The following is a 15,249-nucleotide window of genomic DNA, read 5'->3' as shown; positions in this document are numbered from 1 at the left end:
TTCAGCGGCCCGGTCAGCAAAGGCGCTGCCGGGCACTTGTGTTAAGACGATTTGCGCACGCGCAGATACCATTCGCAGAGCAGGCGGACCTGTTTGCGGGTATAGCCTTTCTCCATCATACGGTCGACAAAATCGTCGTGCTTTTTCTGCTCGTCGGTGGAGGTTTTGGCGTTAAACGAGATGACTGGCAACAGCTCTTCCGTGTTGGAGAACATTTTCTTCTCGATAACCGTGCGCAGTTTTTCGTAGCTGGTCCAGTTTGGATTGCGGCCGTTGTTATGCGCTCTGGCGCGCAGCACGAAGTTCACAATCTCGTTTCGGAAGTCTTTCGGGTTGCTGATCCCGGCCGGCTTCTCGATTTTTTCCAGCTCCGCGTTCAGGGACTCACGGTCAAACAGCTGGCCGGTGTCCGGGTCGCGGTACTCCTGATCCTGGATCCAGAAGTCAGCGTAAGTAACGTAGCGGTCAAAGATGTTCTGGCCGTATTCGGAATAGGATTCCAGGTAGGCGGTCTGGATCTCTTTGCCAATGAACTCGGCGTATTTCGGGATCAGGTAGCCTTTCAGGAACTCCAGGTAGCGTTCAGCCTGCTCCTGCGGGAACTGCTCGCGTTCAATTTGCTGTTCCAGTACGTAGAACAGATGGACCGGGTTAGCGGCCACTTCCGCGTGGTCGAAGTTGAAGACCCGGGAGAGGATCTTAAACGCAAAACGCGTCGACAGGCCGTTCATCCCTTCGTCGACCCCGGCGTAATCGCGATATTCCTGGTACGATTTCGCTTTCGGGTCGGTATCCTTCAGGCTTTCCCCATCATACACGCGCATTTTCGAGTAGATGCTGGAGTTTTCCGGCTCTTTCAGGCGCGACAGGATCGAGAAGCGCGACAGCGTTTCCAGGGTTCCCGGCGCGCAAGGGGCATGCATTAGCTCACTGTGGTTGAGCAGTTTTTCATAAATCTTGATCTCTTCGGAGATCCGCAGGCAATAAGGCACTTTGACGATGTAGACTCGGTCAAGGAACGCCTCATTATTTTTGTTGTTACGGAAGGTTACCCACTCAGATTCGTTCGAGTGAGCGAGGATAATCCCGTTAAACGGCAGGGCGGAGATACCTTCCGTCCCGTTGTAGTTGCCTTCCTGCGTGGCGGTCAGCAGCGGATGCAGCACTTTAATCGGTGCTTTAAACATCTCGACAAATTCCATAATCCCCTGGTTGGCACGGCACAGCGCACCGGAATAACCGTAGGCATCCGGATCGTTTTGCGCGTGATGTTCCAGCTTACGGATATCAACTTTACCTACCAGCGCCGAGATATCCTGGTTGTTCTCGTCACCGGGCTCGGTTTTGGCGATGGCGATCTGCTCAAGAATGGATGGCCAGACCTTCACGACGCGGAATTTGGTGATATCCCCGCCAAACTCATGCAGACGTTTTGCCGCCCACGGCGACATGATGGTGCCGAGATAGCGGTGCGGAATGCCAAACTCTTTATCCAGAATCTGCGCATCCTCCTGAGGGTTAAACAGGCACAGCGGATGGTCATTCACCGGGCTGCGCTCGCCGTTGGCGCTCAGGACGTAGATCGGCACGCGCTGCATCAGCGCCTTCAGCCGTTCAGCCAGGGAGGATTTACCCCCGCCGACAGGACCCAGCAGATAAAGGATTTGCTTCTTCTCTTCCAGCCCCTGAGCGGCATGCTTCAGGTAGGAGACGATCTGCTCGATGGCGTCTTCCATGCCGTAGAACTCTTCAAACGCCGGGTATCGGGCGACCACCCGATTCGAAAATAGACGGGAAAGCCGTGGCTCCAGGGCTGTATCGACCATGTTTGGCTCACCGATAGCCATCAATAGCCGTTCTGCCGCATTGGCATAGGCACTGCGATCTTGCCGACAAATGGTAAGAAACTCCTGCAGTGTGAACTCTTCGTCCTTGGCAGCTTCGTAGCGCTGGCGATAGTGATCGAATATATTCATGGCATGCCGTCCTTTCGTTTTTTAGCACAGGATAAGAGCCGTTCGTATGAGTAGTGGAGGCTCCCGGAAGAGAATTTTTCGCACCTCACCTCCAGAGCAGCAACCTGTGTGCCAGGTCGAAGGCTATGAACCGCAGGGTGTTCAGCAAAACCTCTTCTTAAATTAAAGCGTAGATGGCAATTGCAAAACTTGCATACGCATAAAATCTACTTTCAATGACATATCAATAACTCATCCAAAAATTTCCACTGTGGTTATAAGCGAAAAGGGGGTTTTTCATTTAGCGTTCACATAAATGAAAGCGGGTTGTCATCTGAAAAATGAAAAATAACGGGTTAATCAAACGGATTAGCGCGCAAAAAATTTTGGGATGTACGGGAATGGCGGTTACACTTCACCCGCTGATTATTTGACTACAGGAAAGAATGGATTGTGACCAAACTCAAACTTCTGGCATTGGGCATCCTTGCCGCGACCGCAGCAAGCACCGTACAGGCTGAGAGCCAGTGGACTGTTGGCGCGGGTGCTGGCGTGATCAACAGCCCGTACAAGCAGTATGACCGCGACGTTTATCCTGTCCCCGTTGTCACCTATGAAGGCGATAACTTCTGGTTCCGTGGATTGGGCGGCGGCTACTATCTGTGGAACGATACGGCCGATAAGCTCTCCATCATGGCCTATTACGATCCAACGCACTTTAAACCAGGCGACAGCGACAGCAATGCGCTTCGTCAGCTGGACAAGCGCAGAAGCTCGCTGATGGCGGGGCTTTCATACGTGCATAACACCCAGTATGGCTTCCTGCGCACGGCGCTGGCGGGCGATACCCTGGACAACAGCAACGGCTTCATCTGGGATCTGGCGTGGCTTTATCGCTATACCAACGGCGCGGTGACCCTGACGCCGGGTATCGGTGTGCAGTACAGCAGCGAGAATTACAATGACTACTACTATGGCGTGTCTAAGGCTGAGTCTCGCCGCAGTGGTCTGAATAGCTACAGCGCTGATGATGGCTGGGATCCGTACCTGGAACTCACCGCCTCCTATAACTTCCTCGGCGACTGGAACGTGTACGGTACTGGCCGTTATATCCGTCTGAGCGACGAAGTGAAGGACAGCCCGATGGTCGACAAGTCCTGGTCCGGCATCTTCTCCGTAGGTGTGACCTACAAGTTCTGATTTGAACGTTATCTATTAAAACGGGGCGCTTGCGCCCCGTTTGTTTTTGTTATGCCTGACGTTTCACAATCTTGATCGTCTGGCCTAAGCGGGACGGTTTTTCTTCGCTGGTTTTCTGCGGCGCAGTCACACACGCGGTTTCCACACACACGAAGGTTTTGTAACCGTCGTCCGGGATGTCCGCCATGCTGACGGAAAGGGCCGGGCCCGGGTTCCAGCCGACCACGTTGCTGTGGTGGTGGTGAACCACTTCAATACCGCGGTTCAGCGCGCTGTCGTGGATCACGCTACAAGCTTCCGGGTGCAGGTAAACGCGGTCGGTACGATCCGGGAAGCTCTGCACGCCATCGTCCAGTTTGCCTTCTTTCGCGTTATCCACTTTGTCGATGAAGGTATCGCCCAGTCCGCTCACCTTAACGGCCTGGATGTCGCCTACGTTGAAATAGGTGTGCAGCGCGGAAGTGGTTTCGAATTCGCCGTGCGCTTCCAGCTCAATTTCGCAGGTTTGACCCAGCTTGAAGCGGGCATACAGAGTGAACTCGTGTGGCCACAGGGCGCGTGTTTCATCGTTCGCCTGGAGCTCAAAGGTCAACACCGCGCCGTTATCATCTTCGTTATGCGCCTTCAGCGTCCACTGCTGGTTACGGGCGAAACCGTGAGACGGTAAACCCTGCTGCGCTGACGGGCCAAACCATGGCCAGCAGATCGGTACGCCGCCACGGATCGCCGCCCCTTTTTTGAACGAGGTGGCATCGCTCAGCCACAGGCCTTCTTCTTCGCCTTCTGGTTTCCAGGAGAGCAGGTGGGCGCCATTGAGCGCTACGGAGGCTTTAACGCGCGGATGATCGACGACGATGAGATCGGCACCGTCAATCTGACGGCGCGAGAGCACAGGGGTAAGTTGTTCGACTACCGGAAGTGCAAAAATTTTATTAATCATTAAGCAATCCTCTGTCTAAAAAACAATAAAAAAGGCGACCGAAGTCGCCTTTTAAGATCAAGCACTCATCTCAACTTATTTGGAGATGTGAGCGATCAGGTCCAGTACTTTGTTAGAGTAGCCAGTTTCGTTGTCGTACCAGGAAACCAGTTTCACGAAGTTGTCGTTCAGTGCGATACCTGCTTTAGCATCGAACACGGAAGTGCACACTTCGCCGTTGAAATCGGTAGATACAACGTCGTCTTCGGTGTAACCCAGAACGCCTTTCATTGGGCCTTCGGAAGCAGCTTTGATTGCTTTCTTAATTTCTTCGTAAGAAGCAGCTTTTTCCAGACGAACGGTCAGGTCAACAACGGATACGTTAGGAGTTGGAACGCGGAACGCCATACCAGTCAGTTTGCCATTCAGTTCTGGCAGTACTTTACCTACTGCTTTAGCAGCACCGGTAGAAGATGGGATGATGTTCTGAGCCGCGCCACGGCCGCCGCGCCAGTCTTTGTGAGACGGGCCATCAACGGTTTTCTGAGTAGCGGTGGTAGCGTGAACGGTAGTCATCAGACCTTCGATGATGCCGAAGTTGTCGTTGATAACTTTAGCCAGCGGTGCCAGGCAGTTGGTGGTGCAGGATGCGTTGGAAACGATGTCCTGGCCAGCGTAAGTTTCGAAGTTTGCACCACGAACGAACATTGGGGTGTTGTCTTTGGATGGACCAGTCAGAACAACTTTCTTCGCGCCCGCAGTGATGTGTTTACGTGCAGTTTCGTCGGTCAGGAAGATACCGGTCGCTTCAGCTACAACGTCAACACCGATTTCGTTCCATTTCAGGTTAGCTGGGTCTTTCTCAGCAGTAACGCGGATGGTTTTGCCGTTAACAACCAGGTGGCCGTCTTTCACTTCAACGGTGCCGTCGAAACGACCGTGAGTTGAGTCGTACTTCAGCATGTACGCCATGTATTCAGCGTCCAGGAGATCGTTGATACCAACGATTTCGATGTCAGAACGTTTCTGAGCAGCACGGAAAACAATACGGCCGATACGGCCAAAACCGTTGATACCTACTTTGATAGTCATATATTCCACCAGCTATTTGTTAGTGAATAAAAGGTTGCCTGTAAAATTACAAAAACCTTACGCAGCGTCAAGCGGAATCGTGTCAATCATTGCGACAAATCAATCCTGTGACTAACGTTTGTGCGACTGACTCGCCTCACTTTCCCTTTGAGCTAGCAACCACATGGGGGCTGCGCCCGGAATTTTAAAGGCCTCACAGGATTAAAATGTGAAACTGATCACAATTGCCCGACCGCCTTTTCGCGACACATAAGTTTAGAACAAAAGTGCACGCGCGGGTGTTAATGTTTTGTTAGAATCTGGGTTAAAAGATGTCTGTTTCAACAGCGAGATGTAAGCATATGTCGAACCAACATAACCCCGACGATCTGAAAAAAAACCTGACAGAGATGCAGTTTTACGTGACGCAAAATCACGGCACAGAACCGCCGTTTACCGGGCGTCTGCTGCACAATAAGCGGGAAGGCGTCTACCATTGCCTGGTGTGTGATGCACCGCTGTTTAACTCCCAGACTAAGTATGATTCTGGCTGCGGCTGGCCGAGCTTTTACGAGCCTGTCAGCGACGATGCGATCCGCTACCTGACGGACTCCTCGCACGGCATGGTGCGTACCGAAATTCGTTGCGGAAACTGTGACGCCCATCTCGGGCACGTTTTTCCGGACGGCCCGCAGCCGACGGGGGAGCGTTTCTGCGTCAATTCGGCGTCAATGAGCTTTACCGATGACGAAAACGGCGACCAGACCAAAGGTTGAAAAAACGATTCAGCAAATTATTCCTTTGAAAGGGAGAGATCGTGAATATTGATGACATGATTGCAGGCATGACCCCGGAGGTGTATCAGCGTCTGGTGACAGCCGTTGAGCTGGGAAAATGGCCGGACGGCGTGGCGCTGACCCCGGAGCAAAAAGAGAACAGCTTGCAGCTGGTGATGCTGTGGCAGGCGCGTAACAATACCGACGCACAGCACATGACCATCGACACGCAAGGCCAGATGGTGATGAAGAGCAAGCGCGAGCTGAAAGAAGAGTTTGGCATTACGCCAAAGCCCATCGCGACGTTCAGGTAACGCTCTCCGTAAAGCCGGGTAAGGCGAAGCCGCTACCCGGCACACTACACTTTAGTGCGGGATCCCGAGCGACTCCGCCAGCTGCTTCGCTAACTGGTTATTGTCATCCGCGCCATACTCCCAGAACATGGCGCCTGCGAGACCTTTCTCCTTGATGTAATCCGCTTTGATCGCCACGGAACGCGGGTTTTCATAGGAGATCGCAAACAGCGCCTTCCCGTCGGCGGATTTTACCGACAGCCACGGCACCTTCGCCCGATCGTCCCAGTGCTCGGTAAAGCGTTTCTGCGGATCGTTCAACAGCTTGCTGACGATATCATTGTATTTCACATAGGTATCTTTGGTCAGATCGTAGCCAAGCGATTTAAACAGGCCAATTTCCTGCGGACCGAAGTAGGGCTGGGTCACCGGATTGTTTTGCGCGTCCGGTTTGCTCCAGTCGATGCCCGGTTCAACGGCGCGCTTCGGTACGCGACCGTAAAAACCGATCCCGAGGTTCATCTGCTGCGGCTTAAGCCCGGCGGCCAGGTAGTTATTGACCACAAAATCGACGCTGTATTTATCGGCCTCGGCCACCGTTGGCCAGGCGCTGGAGTCATACAGATTGGCGTTGAAATACTGCGTCCCGTACGCCATGTCGTAGGTCATCAGGTTGATGTAGTCGAGCAGGGGGGCAATGGCCTTCACATCCACCCAGCTTTTCGGACTTTCCGCATTCGCGCCCACCGCAATCGTGACCAGCTTCTTCTGACCAAACGCGTCACGCAGCTCTTTTAACAGCGCGGTGAAATTATCCCTGTCGGCAGGGTTACTCTCGACCAGCCCCCACGCGCCGTTGACCGGGAATTCCCAGTCGAGATCGATCCCGTCCAGGCCGTATTTATTGACGATCTCCTGCGCGGAGCGAATAAACACCGCGCGGCTCTCCTGGGTTGCCGCTGCGCCAGAAAAACCGCGCGCTCCCCAGCCGCCCACGGACAGCAGGACTTTCAGGTTCGGGTTTTGTTTACGAAGCTGAGGAATTAACGCCAGGTCGGACGCCACTTTCGGAGATAACCAGATTTGATGCAGCTTCGCCGGATCTTTCAGCGCGGCGTTGGTTTCGTCTTTCTCGTTGTTATAGACCAGACCAAACGAGTAGTTCAGGTGGGTGATCTGGCGAACGTCGAGTTTATTGATATCGCCACCCGGTCCGGCGGTCACATCGCCACCGCCATTGAAGTAGCCCACGGACATCAGGGGCGCGGCGTAAGCAACCGACGCGCAAAGCAAGGGTAATGCTGCCAGCAAGGGCAAACGTTTCATATAAGATCCTCTTTGACTAAAAATAACCACGCCACAGAAAAAGGCGTGGCGAAAAAACAGCCTGAAGAGGATAGCATTGCCGCTTCGCCTGTGATGCGAGGGAGTTCACTTTATGGAGATTGGGGGAGAAATGCCGGGTGGCGCTGCGCTTACCCGGCCTACAAAACCAGAGAAAGTAGGCCGGGTAAGGCGAAGCCGCCACCCGGCTAAAAAAGCTTACGCCTGCGTCTCCAGCCAGTCGGCCAGCGTATACAGCGTTGCGCCTTCCGCCGCCATATCCATAAACGCCTGGGCGCTGTCCTGCGGCTGAATATTCACCCCACGACAGCCGTCGGTGATGACATTCACGGTATAGCCCAACTGGAGCGCGTCCAGCACCGTAAACTTCACGCAGTAATCCGTTGCCAGACCCAGCACAATCAGCTCGGTGATCTCATGATGGCGTAACCACGCGTCCAGCGCCGTTTTCTGGCGGTGGCCGTTATCGAAAAAAGCGCTGTAGCTGTCGATTGTCGGGTTTTCGCCCTTGTGAAACACGGCGTCGATCGCCTTCTGGTTCAGCAGCGGATGCAGCTCGGCGCCTTCCGTCTGCTGTACGCAGTGATCGGGCCAGAAGGTTTGCGCCAGCCCGTCCAGCTCGCCCTGGCTATAAGGCTCAACATTGTGCTGGCTGGCAAAGCTGCCGTGGTTTGCCGGATGCCAGTCCTGACTCGCCACGACCGCTTCACCGCGAGCCTTACACCACGCAATCAGCGAATTGGCGACGTCTACGGTGCTGTCGCCTTCCGCGACGGCCAGCGCGCCGCCCGCACAGAAATCATTTTGCAAATCGACCAGTAACAGGGCGCGTTGCTTCATGGGAACTCCTTATTCGTCCGGCGTCAGTTCGCCGCGCAGGTTTTGCATCATGGCGCGGCGAATGGAATCAATATCCAGATCCTGACTCAGTAAATAGTGAAGTTTAGTCAGCGTTGCCTCAACGGTCATATCGAATCCGCTGATCACGCCCGCGTGCGCCAGGGCATTACCGGTGGCGTAGCCGCCCATGTTGACCTTGCCGGACATGCACTGGGTGAGGTTGACCACCACAATCCCGCGATCGCTCGCCTCCTGAAGCTCTTTCAGGAACTCACCGTTCTGCGGAGCGTTACCCACACCATAGGAGCGCAGGATCAGCGCCTTCACCGGCTGGCGCAGGAAGTTGCGCACCACGTCGGCGGAGATGCCAGGATAAATCGTCACCACGCCAATCGGCTGCGGGGTAATCGGGTGAACAATCAGCTCGCCTGCGGTGTTTGGCGCAGGCGGCGTGCCCAGACGACGGATGTGGATCCCCGCTTCCAGCAGCGGTTGCAGGTTAGGCGAGGCAAAAGCGTCAAAACCATCGGCGTGCGCTTTAGTGGTACGGTTCCCGCGGTACAGCCGGTTGTTGAAGAACAGCGACACTTCGTTGATCGGGTAATTAGCGGCCACGTACAGGGAGTTAAGCAGGTTGATCTGCCCGTCCGAACGCAGTTCCGCCAGCGGGATCTGCGAGCCGGTCACGATGACGGGCTTGCTCAGGTTCTCCAGCATAAAGGAGAGCGCCGAGGCGGTGAACGCCATGGTGTCGGTGCCGTGCAGGATCACGAAGCCGTCATACTGGTCGTAATGGGCTTTAATATCGTCCGCGATATGCTGCCAGTCTTCCGGCGTCATGTCGGAGGAGTCCATCAGCGGCTCATACTCGTGGATGGTGAAGTCCGGCATTTCCGGACGGTGGAATTCGGGCATCAGCGCCAGCTGGCGCTGCAAGTGACCGGAAACCGGGATATAGCCATTTTCCGAGCGCTGCATACCGATGGTACCGCCGGTATAGGCGACATAAATTGATTTCTTCTGCATGGTAGTGAGTTCTTGTTCTTCAAAAGAAAAAATCCCCTCTTCACGGGAAGAGGGGACGGTTTTTAACGCACGTTCGCACACGTCAGGCAAAACGCGTAACGGCTTTGCGGATCGTTGAAGGCCGCGAGCTTATCGCTCTCCGCTTTCATGGCTTTAGCCGCAGTCGCCACCGGCGCCGGCAGATACGCCTGAAGCGCTTCCGGCAGCATGGCGCGGACGGAGCCGGACATGCTGTCCATAACCATATCGAAGAACGTCGGTTCGTCCTGATAATAGTCCACGTGCCACTGCTTCAGCTTCGCCAGTTCCGCCGCTTTCTTCACGGCGTCATCGAAGTCACCCAGGCTGTCTACCAGACCGTTGCTCTTCGCATCCTGGCCGGTCCAGACGTGGCCCTGCGCGATCTGGTCAATCTGGTCTGGCGTCTTTTTACGGGAATCCGCCACCAGCGTGATGAAGCGCTTATAGCCACTCTCAATGCTGAGCTGCATCATCTCAGACACCTCAGGCGGCAGAGATTTCGTCACGGACACATCCGCCAGCGGCGAGGTGGAAACGCCGTCGGTATGAACGCCGAGATAATCCAGGCTGTTCTCTACGGTGTTGATCACCCCGAAGATGCCGATTGAACCCGTCAGCGTGCTTGGGTTCGCCACAATGTAGTTAGCCGGCGTCGAGATCCAGTAACCCCCGGAAGCCGCCATGCCGCCCATGGATACGACGACCGGCTTGCCCGCGGCGCGCGCGGCGGCCAGCTCAGCGCGGATCACCTCGGAGGCGCTGACGCTGCCGCCTGGGCTGTTGACGCGCAGTACAATCGCTTTCACTTTCGGATCCAGGCGAGCATCGCGGATCTGCGACGCGGTGGTATCACCGCCGACGTTACCCGGGGTTTCCTCACCGTCCATAATGGCGCCGTTGGCAAACACCACGGCAACGCTGTCGCCGCTGTCGTCCGGTTTTTTCGCGGCGTAGTCATACATGCTGATGGCGCTGTAGTTTTTGTCCTCTTTACTCCAGCCGAACTGTTTGGTCAGCGCTTTTTCAATTTCAGCGCTGGAGCCCAGCCGATCGACCAGTTTGTTATCAAGCGCGTATTTCGCCGTATCGCCGTCCACCTTGCGCAGTCCGTCCAGTACACCGCGCGCGCCCGGGAAGACCTGCTCAGCGGTCATTTGACGGTTAGCGGCAATGGTGCCGAGGTAGTTCTGCCACAGCTCGCCAATCCAGCGGCTGTCCGCTTCACGGGCCGCAGGGGACATATCATCGCGGATGAACGGCTCCACGGCGGATTTATAAGTCCCGACGCGGAAGACGTGGGTGGTGACCTTCAGCTTGTCGAGCAGCGTTTTATAGTACAGACCGTTAGTGGCGAAGCCATGAAGATCGACCGTGCCCTGCGGCGAAAGCCAGATTTTATTGGCAAAGCTCGCCAGATAATATTGCCCCTGGGTGTAGCTGTCGCCAACGGCAATGACCGGCTTCCCGCTGTCGCGGAATTCGCGCAGCGCTTTACCGATGTACTGCATTGACGGCTGATCGGCCCCGGCAAAATCTTTCAGGTCCAGCACGATACCCGTAATGTTACGGTCGTCTTTAGCCTGACGGATGATGTCAACGATATCAAACAGGGAGTTTTCCTGAAGACGGTCTGACGTTGCGCCAAAAAGCTGGCGGCCAATCACGCCCAGACGGTTGCTGGTAGACGGCTTATCGACAATCACCCCGGTGATGTCGAGCAGCAGCGCGCCGCGCGTTGAATTCTGCGCCTGGCTGGTGCTGCTGATATGCATCCAGATGCCCACGCAGACCAGGACCAGGAAGATGAAGAAGATATTCATCACCAGGTTGCGGACGAAGTTGAGCAGTCGCCACGTCCATTTAAAGAAACCGGCAAAGATTCGCCAAAGGGTTCGCATGTATTCTCCCTAACCAGAAAAGGACTGTTTCCGTCGCCACGGGACGGTAATGTGCGGTTATCGTAATGACCCAACCGCCACTTGTCAGCAGGAATCGCCTGCCGCGCTGTAACAAATTCTGCTGTCGTGTTAATTTTGTGGGTAAATTTCACGAAAGGAGTTAACCAATGGACGCACTTGAACTGCTTGTTAACCGTCGTAGCGCTTCCCGCCTGGCCGAACCGGCACCCGTCGGCGAGCAGCTGGAAAACATTCTGCGTGCCGGAATGCGTGCGCCGGACCACGGCACATTGCAGCCGTGGCACTTCTTTATTATTGAAGGCGAAGGGCGTGACCGCTTCAGCCAGCTGCTGGAACAGGGAGCTATTGCCGCAGGCCAGGATGAGAAGGGGATTGAAAAAGCCCGCAACGCGCCGTTCCGCGCCCCGATGATTATTGCCGTCGTGGCAAAATGCCAGCCTGACCATAAGGTGCCGGTCTGGGAGCAGGAGATGTCCGCCGGTTGCGCGGTAATGGCAATGCAGATGGCCGCCCTCGCTCAGGGCTTTAACGGCATCTGGCGTACCGGCCCGCTGACCGGAAGCGCCGCCGTGCGGGAAGGCTTCTCCTGCGGTGAACACGACAAAATTGTCGGCTTCCTCTACCTCGGCACTCCTCAGCTTAAAGCCTCCAGCACCATTAGCGTGCCGGACACCACGCCTTTCGTCAGCCGTTTTTAACCACACGCGCTAAACTGTCTGGATTCTGAGCATCCGCCGCAGAATTCAGACAGTCATACTTACCTCTTTATGGAATGAGCGCTACCATAGCGCGATTGAGATGACAGGAGACGTCCATGAGCGAGCAAACCATTCGTTTAACGCAGTACAGCCACGGAGCCGGTTGCGGTTGTAAAATTTCCCCGAAAGTGCTGGAGACCATTCTGCACAGTGAACAGGCGAAGTTTGTCGACCCGAACCTGCTTGTCGGTAACGAAACGCGTGACGATGCAGCGGTTTATGACTTAGGTAACGGCACCAGCATTATCAGCACCACTGATTTCTTTATGCCGATCGTCGACAACCCGTTCGACTTTGGGCGCATTGCGGCCACCAACGCCATCAGCGATATCTTTGCGATGGGCGGCAAGCCGATTATGGCGATCGCCATTCTGGGCTGGCCCGTCAACACCCTTGCGCCAGAGATTGCCCGTGATGTGATCGAAGGCGGGCGCTTCGCCTGCCAGCAGGCGGGAATTGCGCTGGCTGGCGGCCACTCCATTGATGCGCCGGAGCCGATCTTCGGCCTGGCCGTCACCGGCGTGGTGCCGACCGAACGCGTGAAGCGCAACAGCACCGCGCAGGCGGGCTGCAAGCTGTTCCTCACCAAGCCGCTGGGCATTGGCGTTCTCACCACCGCAGAGAAAAAATCGCTGCTTAAGCCTGAACACGTCGGGCTTGCGACGGAGGTCATGTGCCAGATGAACCTCGCGGGTGCGGCTTTCGCCAGTATTGACGGCGTGAAGGCAATGACCGACGTGACCGGTTTTGGCCTGCTGGGGCACCTCTCAGAAGTGTGTCAGGGGGCGGGCGTGCAGGCGCAGGTCTGGTATCAGGACGTGCCGAAGCTGCCGGGCGTGGAAGAGTACATTGCTCAGGGCGCCGTTCCGGGCGGGACGCAGCGCAACTTCGCCAGCTACGGCCACCTGATGGGCGAAATGCCGGAAGCGTGGCGCAACCTGCTGTGCGATCCGCAAACCTCCGGCGGCCTGCTGCTGGCGGTGACGCCGGAAGCGGAAGCTGACGTTCAGGCGACGGCCGCCGAGTTTGGCATCACCCTGACGGCCATTGGCGAGCTGGTGACCGCCCGCGGTGGCCGCCCGATGATTGAGATCCGTTAATTCGATGAGGTTGTTTATTGCCGAAAAGCCGAGCCTGGCCCGTGCCATCGCCGACGTGCTGCCTAAGCCGCATCGCAAAGGCGACGGCTTTATCGAATGCGGTAACGGGCAGGTGGTCACATGGTGTATCGGTCACCTGCTTGAACAGGCGCAGCCGGATGTCTACGACAGCCGCTATGCCCGCTGGAATCTCAACGATCTGCCGATCGTGCCGGAAAAGTGGCGTCTGCAACCTCGTCCTTCCGTCACTAAACAGCTTAACGTCATCAAGCGCTTCCTGCATGAGGCGACGGAGGTGGTGCATGCGGGTGACCCGGACAGGGAAGGGCAGTTGCTGGTAGACGAAGTGCTGGACTACCTGGAGCTGGCGCCGGAGAAGCGTCAGCAGGTGCAGCGCTGCCTGATCAACGACCTCAACCCGCAGGCGGTGGAGCGCGCGATTTCGCGCCTGCGCGCCAACAGCGAATTTATCCCCCTGTGTGTCTCCGCGCTGGCCCGTGCCCGCGCGGACTGGCTGTACGGGATCAACATGACCCGCGCCTACACCATCCTCGGTCGCAATGCGGGCTATCAGGGCGTGCTCTCCGTGGGCCGCGTGCAAACTCCGGTGCTGGGGCTGGTGGTGCGTCGTGACGAAGAGATCGAAAATTTCGTCGCCAAGGATTTCTTTGAAGTCAAAGCGCATATCGTCACGCCGAAAGACGAGCGTTTTACCGCCGTCTGGCAGCCGAGCGACGCCTGTGAGTCGTATCAGGACGAAGAGGGGCGGCTGCTGCATCGTCCGCTGGCGGAGCACGTGGTCAACCGCATTACTGGCCAGCCCGCAATCGTCACCAGCTATAACGATAAACGGGAATCAGAGCCTGCACCGCTGCCGTTTTCCCTGTCGGCATTGCAGATTGAGGCCGCGAAAAAGTTTGGCCTGAGCGCGCAGAACGTGCTCGATATCTGCCAGAAGCTTTACGAGACCCACAAGCTGATCACCTACCCGCGTTCGGACAGCCGCTATCTGCCGGAAGAGCACTTCGCTGGCCGCCATTCGGTGATGAACGCCATTGGCGTCCATGCGCCGGATCTGCTGCCTCAGCCAGCGGTTAACCCGGATACCCATAACCGCTGCTGGGACGATAAAAAAGTCGATGCCCACCATGCGATTATCCCGACGGCGCGCGCCAGCAGCGTCAACCTTAGCGACAACGAAGCAAAGGTCTATAACCTGATCGCGCGTCAGTACCTGATGCAGTTCTGCCCGGACGCGGTGTTCCGCAAGTGCACGATCGAGCTGGAGATTGCCAAAGGCAAATTTATTGCGAAAGCGCGTTTCCTCGCGGAAGCGGGTTGGCGCACGTTGCTCGGCAACAAAGAGCGCGACGAGGAGAATGACGGCACGCCGCTGCCGGTGGTGGCGAAAGGTGACGAACTGCTGTGCGAGAAGGGCGAAGTGGTTGAACGTCAGACCCAGCCGCCGCGCCACTTCACCGACGCCACGCTGCTTTCGGCGATGACCGGGATCGCCCGTTTTGTGCAGGATAAAGATCTGAAGAAGATCCTCCGCGCCACCGACGGTCTGGGCACGGAGGCAACCCGAGCGGGGATCATCGAATTGCTGTTCAAGCGCGGTTTTCTGGAAAAAAAAGGGCGCTATATCCACTCAACGGAGCCGGGCCGGGCGCTCATCCACTCCCTGCCGGAGCTGGCCGCAAGGCCGGATATGACGGCGCACTGGGAGTCGGTGCTGACGCAAATCAGCGAAAAGCAGTGTCGTTATCAGGACTTTATGCAGCCGCTGGTGGGCACGCTTTACCAGCTGATTGACCAAGCGCGCAGCACGCCGGTGAAGCGCTTCAGAGGGATGGTTGCACCCAGTGGCGGGGCGAAGAAACCGTTCAAAAAGAAAAAGAGCGCGGCCAAAAATACAGCTGCTTAAACCGTAGGCCGGGTAAGGCGCAGCCGTCACCCGGCGAAAAGCGGCTCTGCGGCCCTGAAAAAAAGCCCGGTGGCGCTGACGCTTACCGGGCCTACAGGGC

General features: G+C 56.3%; 13 protein-coding genes. 6 read left to right on the top strand and 7 right to left on the bottom strand.

Features of this window, described 5'->3' with window-relative positions:
• Positions 1 to 41 precede the first annotated feature (41 nt).
• The gene (yeaG, locus tag N5C09_RS07650; RefSeq protein ID WP_063449019.1) at positions 42 to 1,976 is read right to left on the bottom strand and encodes a protein kinase YeaG; all 1,935 of its coding nucleotides are present in this window, start codon (positions 1,974 to 1,976) and stop codon (positions 42 to 44) included.
• Between the two features lie 432 nt (positions 1,977 to 2,408).
• On the opposite strand from yeaG, the gene N5C09_RS07645 reads away from it, so the two are divergent.
• Positions 2,409 to 3,155, top strand: coding sequence for a MipA/OmpV family protein (locus tag N5C09_RS07645; RefSeq protein WP_063866429.1), 747 nt, complete (start codon positions 2,409 to 2,411; stop codon positions 3,153 to 3,155).
• Positions 3,156 to 3,204: 49 nt separating this feature from the next.
• On the opposite strand, the gene N5C09_RS07640 is transcribed toward N5C09_RS07645, so the two are convergent.
• Entirely contained in the window at positions 3,205 to 4,095 is an 891-nt protein-coding gene (locus tag N5C09_RS07640; protein WP_279748782.1) for a D-hexose-6-phosphate mutarotase, read from the bottom strand.
• Between the two features lie 75 nt (positions 4,096 to 4,170).
• Positions 4,171 to 5,166, bottom strand: coding sequence for a glyceraldehyde-3-phosphate dehydrogenase (gene gapA, locus N5C09_RS07635; RefSeq protein WP_006809136.1), 996 nt, complete (start codon positions 5,164 to 5,166; stop codon positions 4,171 to 4,173).
• 341 nt (positions 5,167 to 5,507) lie between these two features.
• Here gapA and msrB point away from each other — a divergent pair, with 341 nt between their 5' ends.
• A complete protein-coding gene (gene msrB / locus N5C09_RS07630) occupies positions 5,508 to 5,921 on the top strand; it encodes a peptide-methionine (R)-S-oxide reductase MsrB (RefSeq protein ID WP_022647790.1) in 414 nt (137 codons plus the stop codon).
• 41 nt (positions 5,922 to 5,962) lie between these two features.
• Positions 5,963 to 6,235: a YeaC family protein gene (locus tag N5C09_RS07625; protein ID WP_279748780.1), complete on the top strand. Its 273-nt coding sequence runs from the start codon at positions 5,963 to 5,965 to the stop codon at positions 6,233 to 6,235.
• Positions 6,236 to 6,286: 51 nt separating this feature from the next.
• On the opposite strand, the gene N5C09_RS07620 is transcribed toward N5C09_RS07625, so the two are convergent.
• From N5C09_RS07620 to sppA, 4 genes are all read right to left on the bottom strand, one after another.
• Positions 6,287 to 7,540, bottom strand: coding sequence for a glycoside hydrolase family 18 protein (locus N5C09_RS07620; RefSeq protein WP_279748779.1), 1,254 nt, complete (start codon positions 7,538 to 7,540; stop codon positions 6,287 to 6,289).
• 216 nt (positions 7,541 to 7,756) lie between these two features.
• Entirely contained in the window at positions 7,757 to 8,398 is a 642-nt protein-coding gene (pncA, locus tag N5C09_RS07615; protein ID WP_107535154.1) for a bifunctional nicotinamidase/pyrazinamidase, read from the bottom strand.
• A 9-nt stretch (positions 8,399 to 8,407) separates the two neighbouring features.
• The gene (gene ansA / locus N5C09_RS07610) at positions 8,408 to 9,424 is read right to left on the bottom strand and encodes an asparaginase (protein WP_032673734.1); all 1,017 of its coding nucleotides are present in this window, start codon (positions 9,422 to 9,424) and stop codon (positions 8,408 to 8,410) included.
• 62 nt (positions 9,425 to 9,486) lie between these two features.
• Complete coding sequence (sppA, locus tag N5C09_RS07605; protein ID WP_063866435.1) at positions 9,487 to 11,343, bottom strand: signal peptide peptidase SppA; 1,857 nt, start codon at positions 11,341 to 11,343, stop codon at positions 9,487 to 9,489.
• Positions 11,344 to 11,510: 167 nt separating this feature from the next.
• Between sppA and N5C09_RS07600 the strand changes: the two genes are divergently transcribed.
• The 3 genes from N5C09_RS07600 (at position 11,511) to N5C09_RS07590 (ending at position 15,149) form a co-directional block, all read left to right on the top strand.
• Complete coding sequence (locus tag N5C09_RS07600) at positions 11,511 to 12,062, top strand: NAD(P)H nitroreductase (protein ID WP_279748778.1); 552 nt, start codon at positions 11,511 to 11,513, stop codon at positions 12,060 to 12,062.
• A 116-nt stretch (positions 12,063 to 12,178) separates the two neighbouring features.
• Complete coding sequence (gene selD / locus N5C09_RS07595; RefSeq protein WP_063866437.1) at positions 12,179 to 13,222, top strand: selenide, water dikinase SelD; 1,044 nt, start codon at positions 12,179 to 12,181, stop codon at positions 13,220 to 13,222.
• Between the two features lie 4 nt (positions 13,223 to 13,226).
• Positions 13,227 to 15,149, top strand: coding sequence for a DNA topoisomerase III (locus tag N5C09_RS07590; protein WP_279748776.1), 1,923 nt, complete (start codon positions 13,227 to 13,229; stop codon positions 15,147 to 15,149).
• Positions 15,150 to 15,249 lie beyond the last annotated feature (100 nt).

Origin of the sequence: Enterobacter sp. GD03975, assembly GCF_029838645.1 — a bacterium.
GTDB lineage: Bacteria > Pseudomonadota > Gammaproteobacteria > Enterobacterales > Enterobacteriaceae > Enterobacter > Enterobacter quasihormaechei.
The sequence above is the reverse complement of the archived record's forward strand: the minus strand, read 5'-3'. Positions and strand labels throughout refer to the sequence as shown.